28 protein-coding genes are annotated in these 26,922 nt (G+C 67.9%); 8 read left to right on the top strand and 20 right to left on the bottom strand.

The window, feature by feature from the left end:
- Positions 1 to 19: 19 nt before the first annotated feature.
- From H2037_RS13225 to H2037_RS13205, 5 genes are all read right to left on the bottom strand, one after another.
- Positions 20 to 514, bottom strand: a complete 495-nt coding sequence (locus tag H2037_RS13225; protein ID WP_292122837.1) for a YetF domain-containing protein — start codon at positions 512 to 514, stop codon at positions 20 to 22.
- Positions 515 to 551: 37 nt separating this feature from the next.
- Entirely contained in the window at positions 552 to 701 is a 150-nt protein-coding gene (locus tag H2037_RS13220; RefSeq protein WP_292122836.1) for a hypothetical protein, read from the bottom strand.
- A gap of 155 nt (positions 702 to 856) precedes the next feature.
- Positions 857 to 1,417: an HNH endonuclease gene (locus H2037_RS13215; protein ID WP_292122834.1), complete on the bottom strand. Its 561-nt coding sequence runs from the start codon at positions 1,415 to 1,417 to the stop codon at positions 857 to 859.
- Between the two features lie 130 nt (positions 1,418 to 1,547).
- A complete protein-coding gene (locus H2037_RS13210) occupies positions 1,548 to 2,189 on the bottom strand; it encodes a trimeric intracellular cation channel family protein (RefSeq protein WP_292122877.1) in 642 nt (213 codons plus the stop codon).
- Between the two features lie 5 nt (positions 2,190 to 2,194).
- Positions 2,195 to 2,851: a DNA-3-methyladenine glycosylase 2 family protein gene (locus H2037_RS13205; protein ID WP_292122832.1), complete on the bottom strand. Its 657-nt coding sequence runs from the start codon at positions 2,849 to 2,851 to the stop codon at positions 2,195 to 2,197.
- 143 nt (positions 2,852 to 2,994) lie between these two features.
- Here H2037_RS13205 and gluQRS point away from each other — a divergent pair, with 143 nt between their 5' ends.
- Positions 2,995 to 3,855, top strand: a complete 861-nt coding sequence (gene gluQRS, locus H2037_RS13200; protein ID WP_292122830.1) for a tRNA glutamyl-Q(34) synthetase GluQRS — start codon at positions 2,995 to 2,997, stop codon at positions 3,853 to 3,855.
- On the opposite strand, the gene H2037_RS13195 is transcribed toward gluQRS, so the two are convergent.
- The 3 genes from H2037_RS13195 to H2037_RS13185 all read right to left on the bottom strand — a co-directional run bounded on the left by H2037_RS13195 (position 3,839) and on the right by H2037_RS13185 (position 8,567).
- Entirely contained in the window at positions 3,839 to 4,612 is a 774-nt protein-coding gene (locus H2037_RS13195) for a TIGR02186 family protein (RefSeq protein WP_292122828.1), read from the bottom strand. The genes gluQRS and H2037_RS13195 overlap by 17 nt on opposite strands.
- 35 nt (positions 4,613 to 4,647) lie before the next feature.
- Positions 4,648 to 5,571, bottom strand: coding sequence for a sulfite exporter TauE/SafE family protein (locus H2037_RS13190; protein WP_292122825.1), 924 nt, complete (start codon positions 5,569 to 5,571; stop codon positions 4,648 to 4,650).
- Positions 5,572 to 5,681: 110 nt separating this feature from the next.
- Complete coding sequence (locus H2037_RS13185) at positions 5,682 to 8,567, bottom strand: hypothetical protein (RefSeq protein ID WP_292122822.1); 2,886 nt, start codon at positions 8,565 to 8,567, stop codon at positions 5,682 to 5,684.
- A gap of 216 nt (positions 8,568 to 8,783) precedes the next feature.
- Here H2037_RS13185 and H2037_RS13180 point away from each other — a divergent pair, with 216 nt between their 5' ends.
- A complete protein-coding gene (locus tag H2037_RS13180) occupies positions 8,784 to 9,005 on the top strand; it encodes a hypothetical protein (RefSeq protein WP_292122819.1) in 222 nt (73 codons plus the stop codon).
- Between the two features lie 69 nt (positions 9,006 to 9,074).
- Positions 9,075 to 9,575: a pyridoxamine 5'-phosphate oxidase family protein gene (locus tag H2037_RS13175; protein ID WP_292122817.1), complete on the top strand. Its 501-nt coding sequence runs from the start codon at positions 9,075 to 9,077 to the stop codon at positions 9,573 to 9,575.
- Between the two features lie 31 nt (positions 9,576 to 9,606).
- Here the strand turns inward: H2037_RS13175 and H2037_RS13170 are convergent, their stop codons facing one another.
- The 5 genes from H2037_RS13170 to H2037_RS13150 all read right to left on the bottom strand — a co-directional run bounded on the left by H2037_RS13170 (position 9,607) and on the right by H2037_RS13150 (position 14,886).
- Complete coding sequence (locus H2037_RS13170) at positions 9,607 to 10,773, bottom strand: serine hydrolase domain-containing protein (protein ID WP_292122814.1); 1,167 nt, start codon at positions 10,771 to 10,773, stop codon at positions 9,607 to 9,609.
- A 77-nt stretch (positions 10,774 to 10,850) separates the two neighbouring features.
- On the bottom strand, positions 10,851 to 11,765 hold the full coding sequence (argF, locus tag H2037_RS13165; protein ID WP_292122811.1) for an ornithine carbamoyltransferase: 915 nt from the start codon (positions 11,763 to 11,765) through the stop codon (positions 10,851 to 10,853).
- A gap of 41 nt (positions 11,766 to 11,806) precedes the next feature.
- Entirely contained in the window at positions 11,807 to 13,000 is a 1,194-nt protein-coding gene (locus H2037_RS13160; protein ID WP_292122808.1) for an aspartate aminotransferase family protein, read from the bottom strand.
- Positions 13,001 to 13,117: 117 nt separating this feature from the next.
- Positions 13,118 to 14,017, bottom strand: coding sequence for a M20/M25/M40 family metallo-hydrolase (locus tag H2037_RS13155; RefSeq protein ID WP_292122805.1), 900 nt, complete (start codon positions 14,015 to 14,017; stop codon positions 13,118 to 13,120).
- Positions 14,018 to 14,055: 38 nt separating this feature from the next.
- Positions 14,056 to 14,886, bottom strand: a complete 831-nt coding sequence (locus H2037_RS13150; RefSeq protein WP_292122802.1) for an ABC transporter permease — start codon at positions 14,884 to 14,886, stop codon at positions 14,056 to 14,058.
- 298 nt (positions 14,887 to 15,184) lie between these two features.
- On the opposite strand from H2037_RS13150, the gene H2037_RS13145 reads away from it, so the two are divergent.
- Positions 15,185 to 15,724: a GcrA family cell cycle regulator gene (locus H2037_RS13145; RefSeq protein WP_292122799.1), complete on the top strand. Its 540-nt coding sequence runs from the start codon at positions 15,185 to 15,187 to the stop codon at positions 15,722 to 15,724.
- A gap of 363 nt (positions 15,725 to 16,087) precedes the next feature.
- Here the strand turns inward: H2037_RS13145 and apaG are convergent, their stop codons facing one another.
- The gene (gene apaG / locus H2037_RS13140) at positions 16,088 to 16,495 is read right to left on the bottom strand and encodes a Co2+/Mg2+ efflux protein ApaG (RefSeq protein ID WP_292122796.1); all 408 of its coding nucleotides are present in this window, start codon (positions 16,493 to 16,495) and stop codon (positions 16,088 to 16,090) included.
- A gap of 81 nt (positions 16,496 to 16,576) precedes the next feature.
- Between apaG and H2037_RS13135 the strand changes: the two genes are divergently transcribed.
- Positions 16,577 to 17,602 (top strand): 2'-deoxycytidine 5'-triphosphate deaminase, encoded by a 1,026-nt coding sequence (locus H2037_RS13135; protein ID WP_292122793.1) that lies wholly within the window; start codon positions 16,577 to 16,579, stop codon positions 17,600 to 17,602.
- A 173-nt stretch (positions 17,603 to 17,775) separates the two neighbouring features.
- Here H2037_RS13135 and H2037_RS13130 read toward each other — a convergent pair whose 3' ends face one another.
- Together H2037_RS13130 and H2037_RS13125 are read right to left on the bottom strand one after the other, a co-directional pair.
- Complete coding sequence (locus H2037_RS13130) at positions 17,776 to 19,080, bottom strand: MFS transporter (RefSeq protein WP_292122790.1); 1,305 nt, start codon at positions 19,078 to 19,080, stop codon at positions 17,776 to 17,778.
- Positions 19,077 to 19,553 carry a cupin domain-containing protein gene (locus H2037_RS13125; protein ID WP_292122788.1) on the bottom strand — a complete coding sequence of 159 codons (477 nt, stop codon included), beginning with the start codon at positions 19,551 to 19,553 and terminating at the stop codon, positions 19,077 to 19,079. Before H2037_RS13125 ends, H2037_RS13130 begins: the two co-directional genes overlap by 4 nt.
- A gap of 42 nt (positions 19,554 to 19,595) precedes the next feature.
- Between H2037_RS13125 and dapE the strand changes: the two genes are divergently transcribed.
- From dapE to H2037_RS13110, 3 genes are all read left to right on the top strand, one after another.
- Positions 19,596 to 20,783, top strand: coding sequence for a succinyl-diaminopimelate desuccinylase (dapE, locus tag H2037_RS13120; protein WP_292122784.1), 1,188 nt, complete (start codon positions 19,596 to 19,598; stop codon positions 20,781 to 20,783).
- 88 nt (positions 20,784 to 20,871) lie between these two features.
- Complete coding sequence (locus H2037_RS13115; RefSeq protein ID WP_292122781.1) at positions 20,872 to 21,222, top strand: hypothetical protein; 351 nt, start codon at positions 20,872 to 20,874, stop codon at positions 21,220 to 21,222.
- Between the two features lie 52 nt (positions 21,223 to 21,274).
- Positions 21,275 to 21,706, top strand: coding sequence for an SRPBCC domain-containing protein (locus H2037_RS13110; protein ID WP_292122778.1), 432 nt, complete (start codon positions 21,275 to 21,277; stop codon positions 21,704 to 21,706).
- A gap of 12 nt (positions 21,707 to 21,718) precedes the next feature.
- Here the strand turns inward: H2037_RS13110 and H2037_RS13105 are convergent, their stop codons facing one another.
- The 4 genes from H2037_RS13105 to H2037_RS13090 are packed head-to-tail and all read right to left on the bottom strand — an operon-like array spanning position 21,719 to position 26,921.
- Positions 21,719 to 22,699 (bottom strand): type II secretion system F family protein, encoded by a 981-nt coding sequence (locus tag H2037_RS13105; protein ID WP_292122775.1) that lies wholly within the window; start codon positions 22,697 to 22,699, stop codon positions 21,719 to 21,721.
- Between the two features lie 9 nt (positions 22,700 to 22,708).
- Positions 22,709 to 23,689: a type II secretion system F family protein gene (locus H2037_RS13100; RefSeq protein ID WP_292122772.1), complete on the bottom strand. Its 981-nt coding sequence runs from the start codon at positions 23,687 to 23,689 to the stop codon at positions 22,709 to 22,711.
- A 4-nt stretch (positions 23,690 to 23,693) separates the two neighbouring features.
- Positions 23,694 to 25,337 (bottom strand): ATPase, T2SS/T4P/T4SS family, encoded by a 1,644-nt coding sequence (locus tag H2037_RS13095; protein ID WP_292122769.1) that lies wholly within the window; start codon positions 25,335 to 25,337, stop codon positions 23,694 to 23,696.
- A 3-nt stretch (positions 25,338 to 25,340) separates the two neighbouring features.
- Positions 25,341 to 26,921: a cellulose synthase operon protein YhjQ/BcsQ gene (locus H2037_RS13090; protein ID WP_292122767.1), complete on the bottom strand. Its 1,581-nt coding sequence runs from the start codon at positions 26,919 to 26,921 to the stop codon at positions 25,341 to 25,343.
- Position 26,922 lies beyond the last annotated feature (1 nt).

Raw genomic sequence — 26,922 nt, 5'->3', positions numbered from 1 at the left:
CCGACGGCGATCGGCGCGGTCAGGCCGTTCGCGGCAGGGCGGTCAAGGATCCGTCCGTTTCGAGAAAAACGGCCTCGAGATCCTCGAACCGCTCCACGCCCGCGGCGCGCGCCGCCGCCTGGATTTCGCCCTCGGTCACGCGCTGTCGCCGCATGGCCTCGGTCAGCAGCCGACCGTCGCGCAGCAAAAGGCTCGGCTCGGCCTTGATGATCCGATCCACGAGCTTCAGCCGCACCGATGCGGCCGTGACGATGAACTGCATGGCCACCAGAAGAAACAGGGCCGTCAGGCCCTCGACGAGCGCGAGCGACCGGCTGGTGATGATGGAGGCCAGGGTCGAGCCGATGGCGATGGTGATGATCAGATCGAAAGCATTCAGCTTCGACAGCGTCCGCTTGCCCGACAGGCGCAGGATCAGGACCAGGGCGGCATAGGCGGCCGGCGCGATAATCAGAATGCGCAGCACGCCCGACCAGCCGTCGAACAGGGCTTCTGGAAGAGGGTTGGTTTGCATGCCAAGCCAACGACGCAAGCGCGAGGGAGTTGCCTGGCTACATACCCTTGGACGGATCGTCGCCTGGCGTATCCGGATCGATCTGCCGATCCCGTTTCGCCGACCTGAAATAACCCCAGGCGATCACGGCGACCAGAAGCAGCGGCCCGCCGACGACCACGAAGGCCCACGGAAACGTGTCCATCATCGGCCGCGCTCCCGCACCGTTCGGATCGAATACCGTCGCACGTCAATCATGGTCTCGCTCCCTAAAGAAGAGACAACTCATGGGCGCGGGGCGATGTTCCAGACGCGGTCGCCGGCTGCCCTGACCTTTCGGGCAGCTGGGGGGCAGGATACCTCTTAGGGCTCCAGTTCGATGTCCCAGTACAGATAGTCGAGCCAGCTCTGGTGCAGATAATGCGGCGGGAAGCGCCTGCCCGCCTCCTGCAACTGCCAGGCGTTGGGGCGATAGGGCTCCCGGCGGATCGGCATCAGGGCCTGACGCGGGGTCCGGCCGCCCTTGGTCAGGTTGCAGGGTCCGCAGGCGGCGACGATATTCTCCCAGGTCGTGCGGCCGCCGTGCGAGCGCGGGATGACATGGTCGAAGGTCAGTTCGGTCGATTCCCCGCAGTACTGGCAGGCGAAGCCGTCGCGCAGGAAGACGTTGAAGCGGGTGAAGGCGGGATTTCGATCCTGATCGACATAGTTTTTCAGCGCGATGACGCTGGGCAGTTGCATCTCCATCGACGGAGAGCGGACCACCTTGTCATACAGCGACACCACGTCCACCCGGTCCTGATAGACCGCCTTGACCGCCTCCTCCCACGGCCAAAGCGACAGCGGGTAATAGGACAGCGGCCGGAAGTCCGCGTTCAGCACGAGGGCGGGGAAACCCGAAGGCGCTCGATGAAGGACCTGCATCAGGCCCTCCCGTTCGCGGCGGGAGTTATTGAGGCGACAGGATTGAAGACGCGTCTCCTTCCCTAGTCCGAGGCCCTAGCCTACGCCCGATTCGAAGACGCCGCCATGACGAACAGGCGACGGAATAGGTTCAATTTCGTTCGGGAAACCCAGGCAAAGTCCAGCCCCAGCGCAGGGCGCCGGCGCGAAGCATGAAACCGGCGATGGCGGCGACGATCGCCGCCGGCCAGATCGGCGCCTCGGGCATGCGCAGGACGGTATAGAGGGTCGCCGCCAGGATCGCCGCGGTGACATTGATCTCGCGCCGCAGCAGGATCGACGGCTGGCCCGCCAGGGTGTCTCGGACCACCCCGCCGAAACAGGCGGTCAGGGTTCCCATGACGATGCAGATCAGAGGGTGCGCGCCGGCCGCTTCCGCCTTGGCCGCCCCCATGACGCCGTATGCGCCCAGGCCGACGGCGTCGAGCCACAGCAGGGCGCGGAACCGCCAGTCGCGCTGGCCGATCAGCCAGATCGCCACGGCGGCCAGCAGACAGACGGCCATATAGCGCCAGTCCTGCACCCAGAAGACCGGCAGGCCCAGCAGCAGGTCGCGCAGCGTTCCCCCGCCGACGCCGGTGATGGCGGCGAAGAAGGCGAAGGTGACGACGTCGTGCTTCTCGCGCGCCGCCGCCAGGGCGCCGGTCGCCGCGAACACCGCCACCCCGGCGAAGTCGAGCGCCGCGAGCACCGTCTGCGGATTGCGCAGCGGTTCGGTCAGGGCCGGATCGATGGGGGTCACAGGCTGATGTCCTCCAGCGCGATCTCGCCGCGCCGCACGCCGCCATACCAGCCCCACAGCAGATGCGCCGCCACCCCGCGATGCGGACGCCAGACTTCGGCGCGGACATAGGCCTGCTTCTCGTTCGGCCGCAGTTCGGCGCGGTCGGCCCAGCGCATCGCCTCCTGCAGCGCCACGTCTCCACCGGGGAAGACGTTCAGCCGCCCCTCGCAGAACATCAGATAGGTCTCGGCCGTCCATTTGCCGACGCCCTTGATGGCGGTCAGGGCGGCGATCGCCTCTTCGTCGGACAGGGTCTGCATATGGTCCAGATCGACGCGGCCTTCGACCTGGGCCAGGGCGATCTCGCGGCCGTATTTCGCCTTCTGCCCCGACAGGCCGAAGGCGCGCAGGGCCTCGATGTCGCGATCCAGCACCGCCTCCGCCGTCACCGTCCCGCCCAGACCTTCGACTGTGCGCGCCCAGATGGAGGCGGCGGCGGCGACCGACACCTGCTGCTCCACGATCATCCGGAACAGGCCCTCGTATCCGCCGGGCCGCAGACGCCATTCGAACACGGGGGTCTGGGCATGGGCCCGCGCCAGGGCGGGGTCGGCCTCGGCCAAAGCCTGACGCGCGGCGGCGATGTCCTGGGATGTGGGCGCGACGGGCATGAAGCCTGTATGGCGCGGCTTTGACGCCGGGGGAATGCGGCCCTCGCGGAAAGCGGCTGTCAAAGCGAAGATGATAACTATTATTGAGCAAAGGAGCCCGCCGTGACGATGACATGGCACGGGCGTCACAGGACTCGACCGAAATGTTCGCCACCCGTTTCGCCCCCTCCCCCACTGGCCGTCTGCATAAGGGCCATGCCTTCTCGGTCCTGATCGCCTGGTCGGCGGCGAAGGCAGCCGGGGGACGGTTCGTGCTGCGGATCGAGGACATAGATCCCACCCGCTGCAAGCCGGAGCATGAGGCCGCCATTCTGGAAGACCTGGCCTGGCTGGGCCTGGACTGGGAGACCCCGGTGCGGCGGCAGTCCGATCACCTGTCCGACTATGCGGCGGTGATCGACGATCTGAACCGGCGCGGCCTGATCTACCGCTGTTTCCGTACACGGAAGGAAGTTCTCGCCAGCATAGGCGATGCGCCGCATGGCGAGATGGAGACGGTTCGGCCCGGCCCCCATCCCCGCGAAGAAGAGGCGCGTCTGCTGGCCGAAAACCGGCCCTTCGCCTGGCGGCTGTCGCTGGACCGGGCGCGCGAGGCCCTGGGCGAGAGCCTCTGGAACGGACTGAGCTTCGTCGAGGAAGGCGCCGGCCCGGCGGGCGAGACCGGCGTCCTGCCCGTGCGGCCCGAGGCGGCCGGCGACGTGGTCCTGGCCCGCAAGGACGCCGGGGTCGCCTATCATCTGGCCGTCGCCCACGACGACGCCCTTCAGGGGATTGACCATGTGATCCGGGGCGAGGACCTGTTCGAGGCGACCCACGTCCAGCGGCTGATCCAGACGCTGTTGGGCTGGCCCGCCCCGGTCTATCGCCACCATCGACTGCTTACGGGGCCGGACGGGCGGCGCTACGCGAAACGGGACCAGTCCGTGACCCTGGCCGAACTGCGCGCCGGCGGACTGACGGCCGAAGCCCTGCGCGATGAACTGGGCTTCAGCTGCGGCGGCTGAAGATCCGCGAGGCGCCATAGCCGGTCAGGGCCGCCAGCACGACGCACAGCAGGCCATAGAGCCACGGCCGCCGGTGAGCGAACTCATAGATGTCGCGCTCGATCCCGACTTTTTCGACCGTCAGGGTCAGATTGGACACCGACCGCGGCTCGCCGTCCTGAAACAGCCATACCTCGGCATAGTATTTCCCGGTCGGGGCCACGGTCGGCAGCTTGACCTCGGCGCGGAACAGGCCCCGATCCACAAACTCGACGCCGTCAGGATCGGTGTCATAGAGGGCGGCGGCCTCCTTCAGCCGGATCACGGCCCGGCGCCAGTCCAGATAGTCGTCGCCCAGGCGGCTGACCACCACGTCGCGAACCCCGTACCGGGTGACGGTGCGGCTTTCCTCCGGGGCGTCGATCCTCAGGTGATCGACCCCGACGCCGAGACGCCGCAGCTGGCCGAAGTCGGCGATGTCCGACAGGGGACGGGTCGAGGCCGTCATGTAGAAGCCAGGCGCCCCCTCGAACAGGACCGGACGGCTGTTCAGCCAGACGCCCATGTTGCGGGTCTTCTTGACCAGGCGGACGGGCGCGTCGGGCCCGCGAACCACAACCACCACATCGGCCGGGTCCGGGGTCGGATTGAAGACTGCGCCATAGAGGACGATGGAGGCGCCGGTGAAGCTGGAATCGACATGGACCTGGGCGTCGGTCAGGGCGGCGGCGACCCGCAGGTCGCCCGTCGTCGCCTCGGATCGATCCGGGGCGGGCATCTCCATCGCGGGCGGGGGTGGAGGAAGCGCCTGCATCAGTCGGAAATCCCCGGCGCGAGCAGGAAGATGTCGCTGGGCCGGACGAACAGCTCCAGCCCCATCTGGATCCCGACCAGAAGCACGATCAGGCCCAGGGCGGCTCGCAGCTCCTCGGCCCGGAACCGACCGGCGAAACGCGCGCCGATCTGGGCGCCGACCACCCCGCCCAGCAGCAGTATGGTGGACAGGACGATATCGACCGTCTGGTTGCGACCGGCCTGGAGCACGGTGGTGATGGCCGTGGTGATGATGATCTGGAACAGGCTGGTGCCGACCACGGCGCCGGCCCGCATCCGCAGCACATAAAGCATGGCCGGGACCAGGATGAAGCCCCCGCCGACACCCATGATGGCGGACAGAACCCCGGCGAAGACGCCCAGGCCGAACGGCGGCAAGGCGCTGATATAGAGACCCGATTTTGGGAACTTCATCTTCAGCGGCAGGGCGTACAGCCACATGGGCCGTCTGCGCTCCTTGCGCGGTGCGGTCACGCCGCGTCGGCGATGCAAGATTTCGGTTAGGCTCTCGTTCAGCATCAGGGCGCCGATGACGCCGAGAAAGACGAGGTAGGAAAGCGCCACAACGAGGTCGGCCTGGCCCAGAAGCCGCAGGTAACGAAACAGTTCGACGCCCGCCAACGCGCCGACGGCGCCGCCGCCGGCCATGACCAGGCCGATCTTGAAATCGACCGCGCCCTGGCCGGCGTAGCGGATGACGCCCGAGGTCGAGGAGGCCACGACGTGGCTGGCCTGGCTGGCCACGGCCACGGTCGGGGGAATGCCCAGAAAGACCAGGATCGGGGCCATCAGGAAGCCTCCGCCGATGCCGAACAGGCCGGACACGAACCCGACCACCGCCCCCAGGATCACCAGGGTCGGCCAGTTCACCGAAACCTCGGCGATCGGCAGATAGATGTCCAAAGGACGCGCCTTCGGCTGGAGCGGAAAGGGAGGCGCCGAACGGCGACGGGTGTTCTTTAGCGGCGAGGGCGGCGCGCCGCCACCCATGCGCGAAGGGTTTGGCTCGCCGTCTAGCCGCGCGTTTTCGCCTGCTGCGCCACGAAGGCGTCGGCGGCGGTGCGCGCGGCGCGCTGGGCGGTGGCGCTGGCGGCCGGGCGAAGACGACTGACGGCCGACTGGGCCTCGCTGTCGCCGCCACGGGCCGCGATCATGTACCATTTCAGGGCTTCGGTCGGATTCTTCGCAACGCCCTGGGCGCCGGTCTCGTAAATCCGGGCGACATTGTACTGACTGTCGGTCAGGCCGTGTTCGGCGGCCCTGAGCAGCCAGATCAGGCCTTCGGCCTGATTGACCGCTCCGCCGTCGCCTTCATACAGCTGCATGCCGTACAGATGCATGCCGCCGGGATCGCCGGACTCAGCCGCGCGACGTCCCCATTGGCGGCTTTCGACCGGATTGGCGGAAACCCCGTTCGCGCCGGTCAGATAGAGCTGGCCCAGATGGGTCTGCGCCGGGCCATAGCCCAGATTGGCTGCGCGCTTCAGGTCTTCGACACCCTCCATGTCGCCGCTGTCGATCCGGGTCAGGGCCCGTTCGAAGGCCTCGGCGCCCGCGTCGCTCGTCGGCACGGCGTCGGCGGGGGTGACCGCCATGGCGATCGGCGTGCTGTCGGGAACGGTCGGCGCCGCGCTCGAGCGCGGCAGGCCTGGCAGGCCCGGCAGGTCGATCTCGGACAGTCCCGAACCGTCCGCCAGGGTCAGTGAGGCATAGGCCCCGCCGGTTAGGGCCACGGCCGTCACCGAGGCCAGAAAGGCCTTCTTGACGGTGGACCCGTCCTTGGCCGCCTGCTTGTCCAGCCGCTCCTGCAGCTTGGACTTGCCCCCGCGCTTGGGCATCAGACCGAAGCCCTGGCGGGGCGCCGCCTCCGGCGCGACCGGAGTCGTCATGACAGCCCGCGCGGCGTCGATGGTGCTGCGGGTCGATGCGGCGCGGCCGGCCGCCGCGGCGGCGCCCATGCTGGCGCGCATACGGCGGGGATCGACAAACTCGGTCTCGCCGCCGAACTCCTCGTCGCCCTCGGCCCCTGTGGACGGCTCGGGGCTGTTTCGGGGCGACGAACGCGTCGAAAAACCAGTGGCGGCGGTGGCTTCCAGCGCGTCCTCGACATCGGCGCCGCCGAAACCGCCGAAAGGCTGGATGACGGGTTCGCTCTCGGCCGGCGCGGCCGTCACGGGCGCGGATTCGAGCTCCGGCTCGGGCTCGGGCGACACAGGCTCCGACACGGCGGCCATCGTCGACGACGACGGGAAGGGCGCGGCCATGGCGGCGTCGGGCGACACCGGATCGACAGACCAGTCGTCCTCCGCGTCGAAGGAATCCTCGGGGAAGACCGTGGCGCGCCAGTCGCTCTCGACAGAGGCGGATACCCTGGCCGAGCCGGCGCGTTCGGCGACAGCGCGAGGCGAGAGTTCGGACCGCTCGATTTCCGGAATATCCAGCGACCGATCATCGCGAGGTTCGGATGTCCGACGCGTATCGATGCTCTCGCGCGCCTCGGCCAGCAGGCGCGCGGTGCGCTCCTCGCTCATCCGCATGCGTTCGGCCAGCTCGCCCGAGGCGCGGTCGTAGCGCTGCTCGATCTTCTCGGAGCTTTCGGACAGGCGGCGGGCGATATCGTCCAGGGCTTGCTGCGAACGGCGCTCCGACTGGGCGATGCGGTCGCTCAGTTGATCCGAGATCCGGGTGATCTCGCCGCCCAGTTTTTCGAGCGCCAGGGCATGGCGGTCGTCGCTGGCGGTCAGGCGCTGATCGACGCGATCGACGTGGCGGGTGAAGTCCTGGTCCAGACGGGCGGCGTGACGCGACAGATCGGCTTCGACCTTGCGCCCCACCAGATCGGTGACGCTGCGGGTGATGGCCTCGGCGCGGCTGACGGCCTCCCGCTCGACCGTCTGCATCCGGGCATTCAGGTTCTGCGCGATCTTCAGGACCTCGCGGCCCATGGCCTCCAGGCCTTGCGCGCCCTTCTGTTCGGACACCTTCAGCTCGTCGCCGACGCTCTGAACCGCGCGTTCGATCCGTTCCAGGCGCGCACCGGTCTCGGCGGCGTCGAGACGCTGCATCATCTCGGCGCGGTTGAACTCGATCTGGCGCGACAGGGTCTCGGCCAGCTTTTCGAACCGGGCCGCGTCGCGCGCGCCCTCCGGCTCGACACGCCCCTCGGCGGCGCGCATCCGCTGGTCGAGCTCGGCGAAGGAGCGTTCGAGGGTCCGAAGCGCCTCGGTGGTCCGGCTCTGGGCCTGATCGAGACGCGCCCCGACCTGGGCCAGCAGATCCGTGCCGACGCCGGGACCGGCGGCCTTCTCGACCGCCTCCATCCGCTGACGCAGATCCATGACGCCGGCCCGTTGGCGTTCCTCGATGTCATAGAGACGTCCGGCCAGGGCGCCGATCGACTGCTCGACCTTGCCGAAACTCTCCTGCACCTGGGGGCCGGTGTCGCGTTCGAAGGTGCGGAGGCGGCGATGACCCTCGCGCAGCTCCTCGGCGATGTCGTCGATGCGGCGGGCGTGGCCCTTGGTCTGGGCGTCCTGGCCGTCAAGGCGACGCACCAGCCCCGACACGGCCTGGTCCACCCCCTGGATGGCGACGGTCGAGCGGCGCTCGGCGGCTTCCAGCCGGGCGGCGATGGCGTCGATGGAGGCGCTGATCCGCTGCCAGCCTTCGTCCGTGGTGTCATAGGCGTCGTCGAGCCGGCGGGCGCGGCTCCGGCGTTCATAAGCCTCGGGACCGGGCGAGCGACGCGGCAGGGTGGCGTAACCCTCTTCCTCGTCGTCCATGATCATGGAGTTGAGCCATTCGCCGAGCGTCATGCCCGAGCGACGCGCAAGATCCTTGGCGACCTCGCGGGCCTTCGGATCAATACCCTTAACGCTCCAAGGCGCCGCTGCGCTCACTGATTCGGCTCCCGACCCATGGCATGCAGGCTATAGCGCCAATATCGAGGGTGTAAACGTGTGGTTAACCGCTAGATGTTGCGGCGACTCTCCAGCCTGTGGACATCTCCTTCGAAGAGAGACGTCCGGACGCGGAACGCGCGGCATAGCGGCCGGATGCGGGTCCGGCGACAGGTTCGGCTTGCGCCCCGGCCGCGCCTGGGCCACCTGCGGCCCATGACCCTGACCGAAACCCTGATCCTGCTGGGCGCCGCATTGGCGGTCATGGTCTTTTCCGGATGGCGCGGTGCGCGGCCGCCGGACCCGTTCAAGGGACCGAGAATGGTGCCCTGGCGCTTCATCATGCTGGGGGCCGCCGCCCTGGTCATGCTGTTGCTGATTCACCTGGTGACCCTGTTCGGCGCCGAGCGCCCGCCCTGGGTCCAGGGGCCGGGGTGACCGGACCGGCGATGTAGGAACCCGATCCGGGGTCGTCGGTTGATTCCGCACGCCACTCAGGAGAACGCGATGACTGACCAACTGACCGCCGCCGAAGCTGAAGAACGATTCTGGGAGAGCCTGAAGGACTCCAACACCGGCATGCTGGGCATCGACCAACCCGGCTATCACCACCAGCCGATGACCGGCTTCGGCGAGCCCGAGACGGGGACCATCTGGTTCTTCACCCGCGACGATACGGACTTCGCCCGCGACGTCGCCATGGGCGGCGAGCCCGGCATGTTCTGCTACCAGTCCAAGGACCAGAAGGTGCAGGCCTGTATCCACGGCGAACTGTCGATCGACCAGGACCGCGAGCGGATCGACCGCTACTGGAACCCCGTCGTCGCCGCCTGGTATCCGGACGGCAAGGACGACCCCCATCTCACCCTCGTCCGCTTCGACGGCGACGACGGCCGCGTCTGGGTATCGGACAAGGGCGCCCTGGGCTTCGGCTATGAGGTGCTCAAGGCCAATCTGACCCGGTCCACGCCCGACGCCGGCGGCGTATCCAACGTGAACCTGGAATAGGTCGGCGCCCGGCGCCCCGCCGCCGCTCGGGTCAGGGCAGCATTTTCATGTCGCCATATTCCCAGCTCCACGGGACGCCGGTTTCCCCCAGCACGGCGCGAACGATGCGCGGGAATCCGGACTCGGCGCGGACATCGTCGGCCAGGATGACGACGCAGCGGCGTCCCTGTTCCACGCACACCCAGGTATTGCCGACGAAATCGTTGTGACCCCCCTTGAAGACACCCGGCCCTTGCGGCCCCTCGAAGCGAATGACGCCGAGCGCGGCGGCCAGCCCCGATCGCTGCTCGGCCTCCGGCAGTTCAGGCTGCAGCGTGGGGAACTGCGAACGCGTGGTGATCGGCGCCTGGGCGCGCACCCGCTCGGCCTGAGACGCGGCTGACAGGCCCTCTCCGCGCGCCACGCCCGCCGCCAGTCGCGCCATGTCGGAGATGGTGGTGTCCATCGAACCGGCCGCCCGGGTCTTGGAGCGTTCGTCGTGGGGCATGACCTCGCCATCGATCGTCCAGCCGTCCGCCAGATTTTCCGCGAAATCGGGCCGCCACATCATCGACGTTCGGGTCATGCCGAACCGGTCGAACACCCGCCGCTGCATCTCCGCCCCGACATCCAGTCCGAGCCCCTCCTCCAGCACGAACTGCAACAGGATGATCCCGTCGCCGGAATAGCCGTAGCGGGCGCCGGGATCGAAATGGAACCGCAGCTTTCCGTCCGGCTCCAGGAAGCCGAAATTGGCGAAGCCCGAGCGGTGGGTCAGCAGGATACGCGGCGTCAGCATCCGCCAGCGCTCATCGCCGGCCAGATCGCTGTAGCGGGCGTAACGATCCTCGATCTCGTCGCTGCCGTAGTCGGTCAACGGACGCGGCAGATAGTCGGCGATGGAGCGGTCCAGGTCGATCACGCCCTCGTCCACCAGCTGCAGCACCATATAGGCGAAGGCTGTCTTAGTCAGGCTGGCCGCATACATGACGGTGTCGGTCGTCAGCGGGTCGCCTGCGGCGTTGCGGTCGCCGTGCGCCTGCACATCCACGACCTTCCCGTCCTCGACCACGGCGACGGCGATTCCCCGCGCGCCGGTGTCGCGCATGACGCTATCGACCGCCTCAGCAAGGGAAGAAGCGCCGACCCGCTGAGCATGCGTCGCCGCGGGCAGAAGACAGAAGACGGCCAAGGCGGCCGCCAGAAGGGTCGTTCGCATCGTCATCCTCCCGCCTCATCCAGCGGTCGAACGCTATGCCGTGGAACGGCGGTCGCCTAGTGAAACTTCGGCAAGGGTCAGCCTGCGAAACACCAGGCCAGGACCGCCTTCTGGGCGTGGATACGGTTTTCGGCCTCGTCCCAGACCAGGGATTTCGGCCCGTCGATGACCGCGTCGGTGACTTCCTCGCCCCGGTGGGCCGGCAGGCAGTGCAGGAAGACGGCGTTCGGATCGGCCAGGTCCATCAGGGCCTCGTCGACCGCATAATGTTCGAAGGCCGCCAACCGCGCCTCGTAGTCCTGATCGCCCATCGACACCCAGGTGTCGGTGACGATCACGTCGGCGCCGGCCGCCGCCTCGCGAGGATCGCTGGTCAGGGTGACGGCGTCCCCGCCCTTGGCGAGGTCGCGCAGGTCCGGATGATATTCGGCCGGGCAGGCCACGTTCAGGTGGAAGCCGAACTTGGGCGCGGCGTGCATGAAGCTGTGGCAGACATTGTTGCCGTCGCCGACCCAGGCGATGGTCTTGCCCGCGACCGGGCCGGAATGTTCCTCGATCGTCTGGAGGTCGGCCAGGATCTGGCACGGGTGCGACCGGTCGGTCAGGCCGTTGATCACCGGCACGGTCGAGACGCGGGCGAAGCGTTCGACGTCCTCGTGATCATTGGCTCGGATCATCACCGCATCGACCATCCGCGACAGGACACGGGCGGTGTCCTCGACCGGTTCGCCTCGCCCCAGCTGCATGTCGGACGCGGTGGCGATGATGGCCGAGCCGCCCAGCTGGCGGATCGCCGCGTCGAAGCTGAAGCGGGTGCGGGTCGAATTCTTCTCGAAGATCATAGCCAGAACGCGGTCCCGACCCGGCGCATCGGCGTCGGCGCGCCCCTGGGGCCAGCCCTTGCGGGCGGCCTTGCGGGCGTGGGCGTCGTCCAGGATGCCGCGCAGGTCGGCCGCGGACAGCTGATGGATGTCGAGGAAGTGGCGGGTCATTCTCTACTCCGCTCAAACCCCGCGAAACGCGGGGCTGAAGGTCAGGCCGCCAGCTTCTCGCGGGCGACTTCGCAGGCGGCCTCGAACCGGGCGATCAGTTCGCGGGCCTCGTCCAGGGTCAGGTTCAGCGGCGGCAACAGGCGCACGCAATTGTCGCCGCCGCCGGCGACCAGCAGCTGCTGCGTATCGCGCGCCAGGGCCATGAACTCGCGATTGTTCGGGATCAGCTTGACCCCGATCAGCAGCCCCTTGCCGCGTACATCGACGATGATGTCGGGGAAGCGGGACTGAAGCCCGGCCAGCTGCTGCTTCAGATAGCCGGCGATGTCGTTGACGTTGGCCAGCAGTTCCGGCGTGTTGATCAGGCTCAGCGCCTTGCCGCCCACGGCCATGGCCAGGGGGTTGCCGCCGAAGGTCGAGCCGTGGACGCCCACTGTCATGCCCGACGCCGCCCGGGCCGTGGCCAGACAGGCGCCGATAGGGAAGCCGCCGCCCAGGGCCTTGGCCACCGCCATGATGTCGGGCGACATGCCGGCCCATTCGTGGGCCCACAGCTTGCCGCTGCGGCCCATGCCGCACTGGACCTCGTCGAAGATGATCAGCACGCCGTGTTCGTCGCACAGGTCGCGCAGGCCGCGCAGGCACTGTTCCGGCATGGCGCGGCAGCCGCCCTCGCCCTGGACCGGCTCGACGATGATGGCGGCGGTCGTCGGGTTGGCGACGGCGGCCTTGATGGCCTCGTGATCGCCCCATTTCAGCTGGTGGAAGCCCTGCATCGCCGGGCCGAAGCCGTCGGTATAGCTGGGGTTGGCGGCGGCGTTGATCGCCCCATAGGTCCGGCCGTGGAACGAGCCGTCGAAGCCATAGATGTCGATCCGCTCGGGCGCGCCGTTAGCCGAATGATATTTGCGCGCCGTCTTCAGCGCGCACTCGACCGCTTCGGTGCCCGAGTTGGTGAAGAAGACCACGTCGGCGAAACTGCTGTCGCACAGGGCGTCGGCCAGGGCTTCCTGGCCCGGAATACGGAAGATGTTGGACACGTGCCACAGCTTCTCGGCCTGGTCCTTGACCGCCTGGACCAGTTCGGGATGGGCGTGGCCCAGGCCGTTGGTCGAGATGCCGGCGACGCAGTCCAGATACTCGGTCCCGTCGGTCGACCACAGGCGAGCGCCTCGGCCGCGTTCCACTTCCAGCGGCGCGCGATTGTAGACACCCATCAGATGGTTCGTGGACACGGACTAAGACCTCCAAAAGCGAGACGGCCCCGGCGCAGGGGCGACGGAGCCGGATTTCACAGGGACAGGGGTTGTCGGATGAGTGACGGTGTTAGTCAACACCAGCGCCAAGGGCTTTCACTGCTCCGCCGCCGTCCGGTCCAGCCGTAGGGTCAGGTCGACGATGAAGCGGCCGAAGCGGGCCACGTCGTCGCCGTTCAGATAGGACAGCTTATCTTCCTTGGAATGGATGCGCTGGAAGACCGGCGGGACGAAGCCTTCCTTCAGGCCGTTGTCCTCGCCGCCGTTGAAGGCCAGCCACATCTGGTGCGCCCCGACGGCGTCCTGGGTTCCCAGCGAGACCACGGGCACGCCGGCGGCCGAGAAGACGCGGTCGTCGCTGGGCGGATAGATCGGGAAGGCGACGCAGTCGACGGCCTGTTCGGCGCACTGCGCACGCAGGGCGCCGAGGACGAAGCCCGACTGGCCGCCGTTGTTCTCACCATACATGACGGTGCGGCCATAGGCGGCGACGTCGGCGTTGATCACGGCGTGGATGCGCGACTTGTCGTGGGCGGCCAGCCAGGCCTTGGCGCCGATCAGGCCCAGCTCCTCCTGGTCGGTCAGGACGAAGATCAACCGATGATCCGTCGCCTGCCCCTTCAGCGTCTTCATCGCTTCGATCATGGCCAGGACCGAGCCGGCGTTGTCCACGACGCCTTGCGACATCGACCCGTCGCTCAGCTTCACCGCGTCATAATGGGCGGTCAGGACGATATCCCTGGGTCCATCGCCCAGGGTGACGACGACGTTCGACCCGGCCATTGGCCCAGAGCGTTGATTGCCGCCCTCGAAGGTCTGGATTTCGTGCGGCAGGCCGGCGGCCGTCAGCTGATCGACGATGACGGCCAGACGCTCGGCGTTCGACGGCCGGACATAGGCGGCTGCGGCCGTCTGGATCGCGGCGCCGGGCTCGTGAGCCAGGGCGGGCGAGGCGGCGAACAGGGCCGCAACGGCGACAAGCGAACGGAACAACATGGCGGACCTCCCCAGGACGATCCGCCAGAGTTAGCCGTCTAGCTCTTCAGACGCCAGCCCGACCGGAACACCAGCCAGCAGACCGTTCCCATAACGACCATCAGCACCGCCGACCCCGCGACCCCGATCGCCAGATTGCTCTCCGCATGGCCGATGAAGCCGTAGCGGAAGCCGTCGATCAGATAGAAGAAGGGGTTGTAGTGGCTGATCGAGCGGAACGGCTCGGGCAGATTGTCGACCAGATAGAAGGTGCCGGACAGGAAGGTCATCGGCATGACGATGAAGTTCTGGACCGCGGCCAGATGGTCGAACTTCTCGCTCCACAGCCCGGCTAGCACCCCGGTCATGCCCATGATGAAGCTGGCCGCCAGGGCGAACCAGACGATGGCCAGGATATTGGCCACGCCCAGGGGCGCGAAGGGCAGGACGCAAAGCGCCGTGACCAGACCGACGACCGCCCCGCGCGTCGCCGCCCCCAGGGTGAAGCCCAGGGTCAGCTCCAGCGGGCTCAGAGGCGGGGTCAGGAAATCAGTGGCCGTGCCCATGATCTTGGCCTGGATCAGGCTGGAGGAGGCGTTGGCGAAGGCGTTGTTCAGCACCGCCATCATGATCAGGCCGGGCGCTACGAACAGGGCGAAAGGCGTGCCGTGCAGCGGCGGCCGCGCGTCCTGCAGCGCGACCACGAAGACCAGCATATAAAGCAGCGTCGTCACCACCGGCGCCGCCACCGTCTGCGCCCCCACCTTCCAGAACCGCCGCACCTCGCGAAGATAAAGGGTCTGAACCCCTATCCAGTTGATCCCCGGATAGCGCCGCGGCTGCGGCAGGCCGGAGGGGCGGGTGGAGATCAGGTCGGGCGTCTCGGTCATGCGCCGCCAGATGCGCTTTGAAGCCTTGCCGCGCAAGGGAGTGGCGAGTGGTTAGTGGCGAGTGACGAGAAAGAGACGCCGAGATCGAGGGACAGGCCGCGCCGTCGCCACTCGCCACTCGCCACTCGCCACTCGAACCCGCCTTAACCTTAACGATGATTCAATATCTGGTTTCTGTGGACAGGATGATTCGCACATCTTGCGTCCCTTAACGGCTGGTTTACGATTAGTTGTAGGTCAAGACCCCGGAGGGGGAGCCTGGACCTAGATATTGAATCCAAACTCGCTGGAGGGTGGCATGACCGCAGGCTGGACCGACGACCGCGTAGGCGCGCTGAAGAAGCTCTGGCTCGAGGGCCAGTCCGCGAGCCAGATCGCCAAACAACTGGGCGGCGGGGTCACCCGCAACGCCGTGATCGGCAAGGTGCACCGTCTGGGCCTGTCCGGCCGGGCCGCCCCGTCGCAGCCGGCGCGCACCGCCGCCACGACCTTCCGCACCGCTCGCCCGCGTCCGACCGCGACGACCCAGGGCGCCGCGGCCCAGCCCTCGGCCCCGCGTCGCCTGGAGGCCGTCCAGCCCAAGCCGGTCCAGCCGGCCGCCCCGGCGCCCGCGCCGATCCCGGACCTGCCGGGCACGGCCACGGTCATGACCCTGGGCGCCCACATGTGCAAATGGCCGATCGGCGACCCGTCCTCGCGCGAGTTCAGCTTCTGCGGCCGTCGCGCCTCGGAAGGCGTCTATTGCGTCGAACACGCCCGCGTCGCCTATCAGCCGCAGGTTCGTCGCGGCAAGGAAAGCGGTTCGGACCTGGCCCGCAGCCTGCGTCGCTACATCTAAGAGCGCTACGCTCGCGACGCGGTCGCTCGCTGCTTGAGCGCGGCGCTTCGCGCGGGTCATGCTCGCGTCACAGATGCTCCTTATGGAGCTGCCTTCCCCCTCGCCGGCCGCCCAAGCGACCGGCGAGACTCTGGGGGCGGGGCTGCGGTTCATCCGGGTTGACGCAGCCCCATCCGCCTTCACCATCGTCATTCCGGGCGAAGGGCCGCTAGGCCCGTAGACCCGGAACCCAGCGGCGCGCGAGAGCGCGAACCTGTTGCGGAGTCGGTCTTTCCGCATCCAGCGGCTTACAGATTTCGCCTTCGGCGCCCCTGGGTTCCGGGTCTCCGCTGCGCTTCGCCCGGAATGACGAAAGAAGAACGCCTAGTTCAACACCCGCCGCGCATCGGGCGTATCCAGCGAAAAGGCCGGAATCTCCGCCTCGAAACTGCGACCGTCCGCATCCATCATATAATAGGCGCCCGCCATCGACCCGCTGTCGGTGCCCAGCGGACAGCCGGACGCATAGGCGTAGCTGGCCCCCGGCTCGATCACCGGCTGTTCGCCGACCACGCCGGGGCCGCGCACCTCTTCCACATGGCCGTGGCCGTCGGTGATGGTCCAGCGCCGGGCCATCAGTTGGACCGTCGATCCGCTCAGGTTCACGATCTCGATCTGATAGGCCCAGACCCAGCGACCGCCGTCGGGATCGGACTGGCCGGCCAGATAGCTGGGCCGCACCCGGATCAGTATGCCGTTGGTCTCGGCGGTATAGGCAGGTCCGTCATGCATGGGCTATATGCTCGCCCCGCCGCGCGCGGGCTGCAAGCGCGACTTGGAGACAAGTCGTGAAAACCGTGTGAGACAGACGCCATGAGCTCCTTCCAAGCGCCCCGTCCCGGCATCCTGCCCGCCCAGTCCATCGAGACGCTGATCGCCACGGGCGCCATCACGTCCGACACCCCGTTCGATCCCGATCAGGTCCAGCCCGCCAGTCTGGACCTGCGCCTGTCGGACCAGGCCTGGCGCGTCCGCGCGTCCTTCCTGCCCGGTCGGCGCAAGGTCGAAGAACGGATCGCCGACGTCACCATGCACGCCATCGAGATCACCGATGCCGGCGTCGTGCTGGAAAAGGGCTGCGTCTATATCGTGCGGCTGCAGGAACGGCTGAACCTGCCCCAGGGCCTGATCGCCCGCGCCAATCCAAAATCGTCCACGGGTCGGGTCGACGTCTTCGTACGCCTGCTGACCGATCAGGGCGCCAGTTTCGACGATGTAGCCGAAGGCTATGATGGTCCCCTGTATCTGGAGATCGCGCCCCAGACCTTCTCCATCTTGGTCCGCCCCGGCACCCGGCTGAACCAGCTGCGGCTGAAGGCCGGCGATCCGCCCAAGCTGGAGACCCGTTCGGTCGGCGTCGATCTGCAGGGCGGCGACATCGTCGGCTTCCGCGGCCGCCGCCACGCCGGGGTCGTCGACCTGGACCATATCGCCGGCCACGACCCGCGCGACTTCTGGGAGCCCCTGTCGCTCCGTCGCGGCGAACTGCTGCTGGACCCGGGCGAATTCTACATCCTGGCCTCCTCCGACGATGTCGAGATCCCGGTCGATCAGGCCGCCGAGATGACGCCGATCGATCCGTCGGTGGGCGAGTTCCGCGTCCATTACGCCGGCTTCTTCGACCCCGGCTTCGGCACCGACGAGGCCCATGGCGCGGGATCGAAGGGCGTCCTGGAGGTCCGCACCCACGACACGCCGTTCCTGCTGGAACACGGCCAGATCGTCGCCCGCCTGGTCTACGAACCCCTGACCGAACGCCCCAGCCGCCTGTATGGCGAAAGCGGCAGCCACTACCAGAACCAGGGCCTGAAGCTGTCGAAGCATTTCCGGGTCTGGTGAGGGAAGTGTCTCCTCCCCACTCGTGGGGAGGTGGCGCGGCGCTCCTTCAGCGCCGTGACGGAGGGGTTCTTCACCGCATCACCAGCGCCCGTGAGACGTCCAGAGCCCCTCCACCCCCGCGCGAAGAGGCGCGGCGGTCCCCCTCCCCGCAAGGCGGGTAGGAGACGATGGCCTCACGTCAGCTTGTCCGCCTTCCTCAGCCCCGGGAACATCGCCGACCACGCCCCCGTGGCCGCCAGCGCGCCGAACCCGCCGAACACCGCCGCCCCGACGGCGCCCAGCAACCGCACCATGACCCCGGAATAGGCCTCGCCCAGCTCGTTCGAGGCGCCGATGAACAGCATCGACACCGACGACACCCGCCCGCGCATATGGTCGGGCGTGGCCAGCTGGATCAGGGTCTGGCGCACATTGACGCTGATCATGTCGGCCGCCCCGCCGATCAACAGGGCCAGTCCCGACAGCCAGACGATCTTGGACAGGCCGAAGGTCAGGGTGCACAGGCCGAACACCGCGACGGCCGAGAACATCCACCGCCCCCCGTTCCGCCGGATCGGGAACCGGCTCAGATAGATGGCCATCCCCATGGCGCCGACGCCGAAAGCGGCCCGCAGCAGGCCAAAGCCTTGCGGTCCCACATGCAGGATGTCGCGCGCGAAGATCGGCGTCAGCAGGGCCACCCCGGCCAGCAGCACCACCACCAGGTCCAGCGATATGGCGCCCAGGACGATCTTGGTCTTCCACACATAGGCCAGACCCTCCTTGACGGAATCCACCGGCGACAGCGGATGGGCCTGGGGGGCCGGCTTGCCGCTGGTGCGGATCAGGATGAAGGCCGCGATCGCCAGCAGGAACATGCCTAGGGCGACCGCATAGGCTAGGGGCACATTGACCCCGACGATCACCCCGCCCAGGGCCGGCCCGGCGATGGCGCCGGTCTGGAAAGCGATGGACTGGGCCGCGATGGCCGGCGGCAGGGCCTTGCGCCCCACCACCATGGGCAGGAAGGCCTGACTGGCCGGCGCCAGGAAGGCCCGCGCAGCGCCGAACACGGCCGCCACCGCCAACAGCCCCCACAGCGGCGGCGCCCCGTGCAGGGCCAGAGCCAGGAAGGCGGCCGCGCAGGACGCCTCGACCAGGATGGAGATCCACACCGTACGCTTCCTGTCGCGCCGGTCGGCCATGGCGCCGGCCGGCAGGGTGAAGGCCAACAACGGCAGGAACTGACACAGGCCGACCAGGCCCAGATACAGGCTGGCCTCCTCGATCGGATGATCGCGCCGCGCGATCTCATAGACCTGCCACAACAGGGCCGAGGACTGGATCTGGATCGCCAGCACGGCGACCACCCGGCCGAACCACAACAGGCGGAAGTCGCGAATGCCCCAGGGACTGGACGGCCCCTCCGGCGGCCCGGACGACGAGAGGGGTGGAGCGGGCGGCGTGGGAGAGCCGGCGTCGATGGATTCTGTGGTCACGTTCTTCGGGGGTATTTCGGATAGGGCGAACCATCGCGGTGGAAATAACGGTCCGCGCCCTCGGGCAGGACCATGTCGATATCGGGATAGTCGCAGGCGGTGACGGTCGGGCTGCGCGTGCCGACCTCCAGCAGAACCGCCTCGCGGCCGGATCGGTTCTCGATCTTGTGGCCGTTCGGGACCCCGGCCTTGAAGCCCGCGCAGTCGCCGGCGCGCAGGATCGTCTCGCCGTCGTCCTCGATCAAGACGACCTCGCCCTCGACCACCATGACGAACTCGTCCTCGGCCGCGTGCCAGTGACGCTGGCTGGACCAGGCCCCGTCCGGCAGGCGCAGCAGGTTGACCCCGAACTGGTCCAGGCCCGCCGCATCGCCCAGCCGCCAGCGGCGGCGCGGCTTGCAGGGACCGGCGAATTCCTCCGGATAGGTCGTGCCGTCGCCGCGCGGGGCGGCGTCGATGTCGATCTTGGGCATGGGCCTTCTCCCCGTTGCGCGTTGTCCGTAAAGCATAGGCGCATGAGCCGCGCATCAACTCCTGTGATCGATCCTGTCGAACTGACCCGCGACCTGATCCGCATTCCGTCCGTCACCCCCGCCGACGAAGGGGCGATGGACGTTCTCGAACGTCATCTGACCGCCCTGGGCTTCCACTGCCGCCGTCTGGCCTTCGAAGGGCCGGGCGGAGAGGGCGTCCACGCCCGGATCGAGAACCTGTACGCCCGGCGCGGAACCGCCTCGCCCAACCTCTGTTTCGCCGGCCATACGGACGTGGTGCCGACCGGGCCGTCGGACCAGTGGTCGTCGCAACCCTTCACCGCCGAGGTCCGCGACGGCGTCCTCTATGGGCGCGGCGCGGTGGACATGAAGGGCGGAATCGCCGCCTGGGTCGCCGCCGTGTCCCAGGTCATCGCGGAGGGCGAGGTTCCGGGCTCCCTCTCCTTCCTGATCACCGGCGACGAGGAAGGCCCGGCCCTGCACGGCACCAAACGGGTGGTCGAGACCCTGGCGGCCGAAGGCGAGGTCATCGACGCCTGCGTCGTCGGCGAGCCGTCTTCGTCGCAACATCTGGGCGACATGATCAAGGTCGGCCGACGCGGCTCCCTGAACACCTGGATCACCGTCACGGGCAAACAGGGCCACGTCGCCTATCCCGAGCGTGCGGCCAATCCCGCCCCGGTGATCGCCCGGCTGATGAGCCGGCTGAACGATCATGTCCTCGACGACGGCTATGAGGGTTTCCCGCCGTCGAACCTCGAGATCACCACCATCGACATCGGCAATCCGGCCACCAACATCATCCCGGCCGAGGCCAGGGCGCGGCTGAACATCCGCTTCAACCCTAGCCATACGGGAGACGACCTGATCGACTGGCTGAACCGCGAGGCGGGCGCCATGCAGGCCGAGACCGGGCTGCGGATCACGTTGGAGCACCTGTGTTCCGGCGAAGCCTTCCTGACCGAGCCCGGCGTCTTCGTCGCGGCGGTCCAGGACGCCGTCGAGGCCGTCGCCGGCCGCCGCCCCGAGGCCTCGACCACCGGCGGCACCTCCGACGCCCGTTTCATCCGCGCCCTGTGCCCGGTGCTGGAACTGGGCCTGGTCGGCCAGACCATGCACCAGATCGACGAACGGGTGCCGGTGGCGGAACTGGAGACCCTGACGGCGGTTTATCGCCGGGTCATCGAGACGGTGTTCGAGCGGTTGTGAGGACCTTCCGTCACCTCCCCGCCGCGCGGCGAGGTGACGGGCCAGTATCGCGCTTGTGCAACGATCCTCGCTCGGCGAAAATCGAATCATGGCCAAGCCGATCAAGAGCACGACGACCGAGTGGCGCGACGTCGTGCTTGTCTGCCGAAAATGCTCGAAGAAGCTGGACGGCGGCTTCGGCCCCGACGGCGACATGACGCTGAAGAAGGCCCTGCGGAAGTATCTGCACCTGAAGAAGGGCAAGAAGGGGCGCAAGGGCGAGTTGACGGTGGCGGGGACCGACTGTTTCGACATCTGCCCCAAGGGCGGCGTGGTGGCGGTCAACGCCGCCCAGCCCAAGAAGCTGCTGATCATCCCGGCCGGGGCCGACCTGTTCGAGGTCAAGACGCGGCTGGGGCTGGACGACGGGCGGCGGTTGAAGGTGGTCCTGCCCGACTAGATCACGCGTCGGGCGCCTTCCTTCCGACGCCGAGCCGTGGCAGATCGGCGTCATGGATGATGCCAAGATCGAGAAACGCGTCGGCGTGCAGGCCACTTCCGACCGGTTGTGGGAGCTGGTCTCGGACCTGTCGCGATGGAATATCTGGAATCCCTATGAGACCGATGTCGAGGGCGCCATCGCCTTCGGCGGACAGCTGGAGATAACCGAAGCCTTTCCGGGTCAGCCGCAACGCCGGGTGACCGCACGCGTCGCCGAATGGCGGCCCTATGTGCGGCTGGTCTGGACTGAGAACCGGGGCTTCCTGTTCCGCAGCCTGCGCTACATCGACATCGAGGAACTGGACAAGGGCCGGTGCATCGTCTCCTCCGCCCACAAGTTCGCGGGCCTGAGGGGCGAGCTGTTCCACGACAAGCACCGGATCGCCCTGCGCGACGCGCACCAGGCCATCGTCGACCGGCTCAAGGCCGAAGCCGAGGCCTGATCCGTCAGCCCGTCACCCCTTGGCCAGGGTGTCCATGATGTTCAGGATCGCCGGTCCCAGGATGACGATGAACAGCACCGGCAGGAAGAACAGGATCATCGGCACCGTCAGCTGGGCCGGCAGGGCCGAGGCCTTCTTCTCGGCCGCCGACAGACGCAGCTCGCGGTTCTCCTTGGCCATGACGCGCAGGGCCGCCGACAGCGGCGTGCCATAGGTTTCGGCCTGGGTCATGGCGACGGCGACCGACTTGACGCCCGGATGATTGGTGCGCTTGCCCAGGTTCTCGTAGGCCAGGCGCCGGTCCGGCAGATAGCTGAGCTCGGCCGACAGCAGCGTCAGTTCCTCGGCGAGGTCGATCGACGAGGTGCCGATCTCTTGGCTGACCTTGGTGATCGCCGCCTCGATCGACATGCCCGCCTCGACGCAGATCAGCAGCAGGTCCAGGGCGTCGGGAAACGCCTGCATGATCGAGGTGCGCCGCTTGGTGATCCGGTTCTTCAGGAACAGGTTCGGCGCATAGAAGCCGGCCACGGCGGCGGCCATGCAGGCGGTGATCTTGTTCATCGTGGGCCAATCCACGATCTTGATCACGAACATGTAGAAGGCCGTCACCATCAGGAACAGGAAGGGTGACGCGAAGCGGAAGAAGTAGAAGGTCGTCAACGGACGCGGTCCGCGATACCCCGCCTGGGCCATCTGGTCGGCGACCTTGGGGTCCTCCAGCAGCTTGGTCAGGTTCAGCCGGTCCACGACCCGTTTCTTGAACCCTTCGTCGTCGGTGTGGCGCAGCCCGCCCGCTCCCGACTGGATGGCGGCCCGCGACCGGCGTTTCAGCTCGTCGCGCCGTTCGGAAACCGCCTTCATCCGCTTGTCCAGCTTCACCCCGCCGGTCATCGACGACAGCAGGGTCAGGACGGTGGCGAAGACCAGAACCCCGACGCCCAGGCTGAGCAGGTTCTGCGGGTCGGTGATGAAGCGGATGAAGCCCTGCATGGTCCCGCCTCAGATCTTGAACGAGATCATGCGCTTCATCACGAAGACGCCGGTGCCCATCAGGGCGGCCGCCACCAGCAGCAGGAAGTTGCCGCGGTAGTCGGTGAACAGGATCATCATGTAGCTGGGACTGGACAGCATCACCATGGTCATCACCGCCGGCGGCAGGGCGGCGATGATGCCGGCCGAGGCCAGGGCTTCGGACGACAGGGCCTTGACCTTCTCGGCCATCATCCGGCGCGCGCGCAGCACGGCCGACAGATTGCTCAGGGCCTCGGCCAGATTGCCGCCGGTCTTCTGCTGGATGGCGATGACGATGGTGAAGAACCGAAGTTCCGGCGTCGGCATCTGTTCGAACATCTTGTCCAGCGCCTGTTCCAGCGTCATGCCGACCCCCAGGGCCTCGACGAGTTTCTTGAACGCTGGACCGAGCGGCGCCGGGCTCTCGCGGGCGATGATCTTGAAACATTCGTGGACCGGCAGGCCGGACTTGATACCCCGGACGATGACATCGACGGCGTTCGGAAACTCCAGCGAGAACTTCTTCATCCGTCCCTTGGCCAGGAAGCCGACGACCCACCGGGGCAAGCCCAGACCGACGATGATCCCCAGACCCAGGGCCAGAAGAACGTGCAGCCCGGCCACCAGGGCGCCCAGGCCGGCGATCAGGCCGGCGACGACGCTGATGATGTAGAATGTGCGTACACTGATCGTCAGGCCAGCCTGCTTCAGCTTGGCGGCCATGTTAGCGCGGGCCTTGCGTTCGCGGCGCTCGGCGTCCTGCAGCTGGACCATGATCTGCTTGCGGCGCGCCTCGGGCGTATTGGCCGCGGCGGCGGCCTTGCGGGCCGTGGCGGCGTTGCGCTTGCCCTCGCCCAGGTTCTGGGCGCGCTTGACCGCCTGGCTGGAAGAATCTTCGCCGCCGACGAAGACCCAGCCAAGGCCGCCGATGGTGATGAAGGCCAGAACGGCGGCGAGGATCGGCAGCATCGCCCTACTCCGCCGCGTCGAGGGCGTCGGCCAGCTCGCGCTCCAGCCCGTAGTAACGGGCGCGGTCCCAGAACCGGGGGCGGGCGATGCCGGTCGAGCGGTGACGCCCCACGACCTTGCCGTGCTCGTCCTCGCCGGTGATGTCGTAGACGAACAGGTCCTGGGTCACGATCACGTCGCCCTCCAGCCCCACCACCTCGGTGATATGGGTGATGCGGCGCGACCCGTCGCGCAGGCGGGCGGCCTGGACGATGACGTCGACCGAGCCGACGATCATCTCGCGGATGGTCTTGGAGGGCAGACCGTAGCCGCCCATGGTGATCATCGATTCCATCCGGCTGATGGCCTCGCGCGGGGAGTTGGCGTGCAGCGTGCCCATCGAGCCGTCGTGGCCGGTGTTCATGGCCTGGAGCAGGTCGAAGGCCTCGGGACCGCGCACCTCGCCGACGATGATCCGTTCGGGACGCATCCGCAGACAGTTCTTCACCAGATCGCGCATGGTGATCGTGCCCTGACCCTCCAGGTTCGGCGGCCGGGTCTCAAGGCGCACGACGTGCGGCTGCTGCAGCTGCAGTTCGGCGGCGTCTTCGCAGGTGATGACCCGCTCGGTCGGGTCGATGAAGGCCGTCAGGGTGTTCAGCAGGGTCGTCTTGCCCGAGCCGGTGCCGCCCGAGATGACCAGGTTGCAGCGCGAGGCGCCGATGACGCCCAGGACGCGCGCGCCCTCGGGACTGATGGACTTGAAGTCCACCAGATTCTTCATCGTCAGCTTGTCCTTCTTGAACTTCCGGATCGTCAGGGTCGGTCCGTCCAGCGCCAGCGGCGGCGCGATGACGTTGACGCGCGAGCCGTCGGGCAGGCGGGCGTCGCAGATCGGACTCGACTCGTCCACGCGGCGGCCGACCTGGGACACGATCCGCTGGCAGATATTCATCAGCTGGCCGTTGTCGCGGAACCGGACATTGGTCAGCTGGACCTTGCCGGCCACCTCGATGAAGACCCGGCCGGCGCCGTTGACCATGATGTCGGCGATGTCGTCTCGCGCCAGCAGCGGCTCCAGCGGACCGTAGCCGAGGACGTCGTTGACGATGTCCTGGACCAGATGCTCCTGCTCGGCGACCGACATGGAGACGTTCTTGATCGCCACCAGTTCGGCGACGATGTCGCGGATCTCTTCCGACGCGGCCTTGGTGTCCAGCTGAGCCAGCTGGGCCAGGTCGATGGTGTTCATCAGCGCGTTGAAGATGGTCGTCTTCGTGGCGTGATAATAGTCGCTCTGCTCCCGGACGATCTCGGCGACCGCCTGGGCTTTTTTCAGCTGTTCGAAGCCGGCGGTGGCCTTGGGGCCGGCGGTTTTGCTTCCCTGCGGGGCGGGGTTGGGCGCTTCAGGAGCGGGCGCCGGTCGCGACGCCAGGGCGTCGAGGCGGTCCGGCTTCGGAGTTGCAGGCTGCACGGGCGCGTCCGCGCGAGCGAAGGCCTCGGCGACGGGTTCGAAGTCCGTCCCGCCGTCAAAGGCGAAGGCCTCGGTCTGTACGCCCGGCGTGGGTTGACGAGGCGCGGCCGCGAACTCGGGCGCGCCCGCCGGCTGGGGAACGGGACGCGGCGGCGCGGCGGCGACGCCAGGCTGGCCTGTGCGTTTTCCGAACACCCGTCAGCGCTTCTTGAACATGGAGCCGAACAGGGACTTCGACTCGCTCGAAGCCGCCTTGCCCGGTTTGGCCTTGGGTCCGGCCAGCGCCGGCAGTTCCCGGCGCGACACGATCTGGGCCAGGGTCTGGAAGGCTTCGGCGGCCTTGGTCTTGGCGCCGGCGTCCAGGATCATCTGACCGTTGTTGGCGGCCGCGCCGAAGGTCTTGGCGTCGAAGGGAATGATCAGGCTGGGGTGGACGCCCAGGGCGGCGCCGAAGTCCTTGGCCGGGATTTCCGGACGGCCCGGCACGCCGACCTGGTTCAGCACCAGCCGCGGCGGCGCGTCATTGGGGCGACCCGACCGGACCAGGTCCATCATGTTCTTGGCGTTGCGGAGCGAGGCCAGGTCGGGGGTGGCGATCACGACCACCTCGTCGGCGCTGATCAGGGTGCGGCGCATCCACGGCGACCACAGGTGCGGCAGGTCCAGGACCACGAAGGGGGCGGTCGAGCGGATCCGTGTGGTCACCTCCTCGAAGGCCTCGGTCGAGATGTCCCAGTCGGTGTCCAGGGTGGCGGGCGCGGCGAACAGGCTGAGCTTGTCGGTGCATCGGACCATCATCCGGTCCAGCAGGGTCGAGTCCAGACGGTCGGGCTGGCCCAGGGCGTCGGCGACGCCGTTCAGCGGATCCTGATTGAAGTCCAGGCCGGCGGTGCCGAACGGCAGGTCATAGTCGACGATGACGGTGTTGGCGCCGATGCGCTCGGAGATGGCGTAGGCGGTGTTGTGGGCCACGGCCGAGGCCCCCGCTCCGCCCCGCGCGCCGACGAAGGCGATGGAGCGGCCGACGAAGGGCTGGGCCGGATCATTGAACAGGCCGCCGATGGCCGCGATCAACTGCAGCGGCTGCAGCGGGCCGACCAGATACTCGCTGACCCCGCGCCGCATCAGTTCGCGGAACAGCAGGATGTCGTTGGTCGGACCGACGACGACCACCTTGGTGCCGGAGTCGCAGACCTCGGCCAGCTGATCGACCTCCCAGAGCAGGGTCTGGGGATCCTTTAGGCATTCGACGATGATCAGCGGCGGCGTCGGTTCGTGACGATAGGTCTCGACCGCGGCCATGATGCCGCCGATGCGGATCTGGGTCGTGGCCCGCGACAGGCGCCGGTCCTGGGCCGCGCGCTCGGCCGCCGCCAGGGTGTCCTGACGTTCGGCGAACACGTGAATGGCGATGCGCGGCACCGACACCTCGCCGATGGCGCTCGACGGGGCCAAACCGACGGGGGCCAGACCGGCGGAAGCCAGGTCTGCAGGGACGACGCCGACGGAAGCCGTGTCCGGAACCGGGACGAAATTGGACTGGGCCTGGGCCACCATGTCGCCCACCGGATTGAAACCGGCGGCGGGCGAGACCGGGCTCGCCGGCTGAAGCGTCTGGGCGCGCGGACCAGGTTCCGCCGTTGACGTCGGGCTCGGCGCGGTGAACTGCAGCGGCGCGCGCGCCGGCTCGCTCGGGAAGGCGCCAGGCTCGGAGAAATCCATATCGACGTCGAAGTCGTCGTCGAAGGTCTCGATATCTCGGGAAGCGGGAATGCTCATG

It is taken from the genome of Brevundimonas sp. (assembly GCF_013912065.1).
Taxonomy (GTDB): domain Bacteria; phylum Pseudomonadota; class Alphaproteobacteria; order Caulobacterales; family Caulobacteraceae; genus Brevundimonas.
Note: the sequence above shows the minus strand (reverse complement) of the source record. Positions and strands in the feature narration are given on the sequence as shown.

Excerpts from the sequence above, each read along its gene's own strand:
- H2037_RS13225 (WP_292122837.1), bottom strand. The coding sequence starts at position 514 with ATGCAAACCAACCCTCTTCCAGAAGCCCTGTTCGACGGCTGGTCGGGC.
- H2037_RS13220 (WP_292122836.1), bottom strand. The coding sequence starts at position 701 with ATGATGGACACGTTTCCGTGGGCCTTCGTGGTCGTCGGCGGGCCGCTG.
- H2037_RS13215 (WP_292122834.1), bottom strand. The coding sequence starts at position 1,417 with ATGCAGGTCCTTCATCGAGCGCCTTCGGGTTTCCCCGCCCTCGTGCTG.
- H2037_RS13205 (WP_292122832.1), bottom strand. The coding sequence starts at position 2,851 with ATGCCCGTCGCGCCCACATCCCAGGACATCGCCGCCGCGCGTCAGGCT.
- gluQRS (WP_292122830.1), top strand. The coding sequence starts at position 2,995 with ATGTTCGCCACCCGTTTCGCCCCCTCCCCCACTGGCCGTCTGCATAAG.
- H2037_RS13195 (WP_292122828.1), bottom strand. The coding sequence starts at position 4,612 with ATGCCCGCCCCGGATCGATCCGAGGCGACGACGGGCGACCTGCGGGTC.
- H2037_RS13180 (WP_292122819.1), top strand. The coding sequence starts at position 8,784 with ATGACCCTGACCGAAACCCTGATCCTGCTGGGCGCCGCATTGGCGGTC.
- H2037_RS13175 (WP_292122817.1), top strand. The coding sequence starts at position 9,075 with ATGACTGACCAACTGACCGCCGCCGAAGCTGAAGAACGATTCTGGGAG.
- H2037_RS13170 (WP_292122814.1), bottom strand. The coding sequence starts at position 10,773 with ATGCGAACGACCCTTCTGGCGGCCGCCTTGGCCGTCTTCTGTCTTCTG.
- argF (WP_292122811.1), bottom strand. The coding sequence starts at position 11,765 with ATGACCCGCCACTTCCTCGACATCCATCAGCTGTCCGCGGCCGACCTG.
- H2037_RS13155 (WP_292122805.1), bottom strand. The coding sequence starts at position 14,017 with ATGTTGTTCCGTTCGCTTGTCGCCGTTGCGGCCCTGTTCGCCGCCTCG.
- H2037_RS13150 (WP_292122802.1), bottom strand. The coding sequence starts at position 14,886 with ATGACCGAGACGCCCGACCTGATCTCCACCCGCCCCTCCGGCCTGCCG.
- H2037_RS13145 (WP_292122799.1), top strand. The coding sequence starts at position 15,185 with ATGACCGCAGGCTGGACCGACGACCGCGTAGGCGCGCTGAAGAAGCTC.
- apaG (WP_292122796.1), bottom strand. The coding sequence starts at position 16,495 with ATGCATGACGGACCTGCCTATACCGCCGAGACCAACGGCATACTGATC.
- H2037_RS13135 (WP_292122793.1), top strand. The coding sequence starts at position 16,577 with ATGAGCTCCTTCCAAGCGCCCCGTCCCGGCATCCTGCCCGCCCAGTCC.
- H2037_RS13125 (WP_292122788.1), bottom strand. The coding sequence starts at position 19,553 with ATGCCCAAGATCGACATCGACGCCGCCCCGCGCGGCGACGGCACGACC.
- dapE (WP_292122784.1), top strand. The coding sequence starts at position 19,596 with ATGAGCCGCGCATCAACTCCTGTGATCGATCCTGTCGAACTGACCCGC.
- H2037_RS13115 (WP_292122781.1), top strand. The coding sequence starts at position 20,872 with ATGGCCAAGCCGATCAAGAGCACGACGACCGAGTGGCGCGACGTCGTG.
- H2037_RS13110 (WP_292122778.1), top strand. The coding sequence starts at position 21,275 with ATGGATGATGCCAAGATCGAGAAACGCGTCGGCGTGCAGGCCACTTCC.
- H2037_RS13105 (WP_292122775.1), bottom strand. The coding sequence starts at position 22,699 with ATGCAGGGCTTCATCCGCTTCATCACCGACCCGCAGAACCTGCTCAGC.
- H2037_RS13100 (WP_292122772.1), bottom strand. The coding sequence starts at position 23,689 with ATGCTGCCGATCCTCGCCGCCGTTCTGGCCTTCATCACCATCGGCGGC.
- H2037_RS13090 (WP_292122767.1), bottom strand. The coding sequence starts at position 26,921 with ATGAGCATTCCCGCTTCCCGAGATATCGAGACCTTCGACGACGACTTC.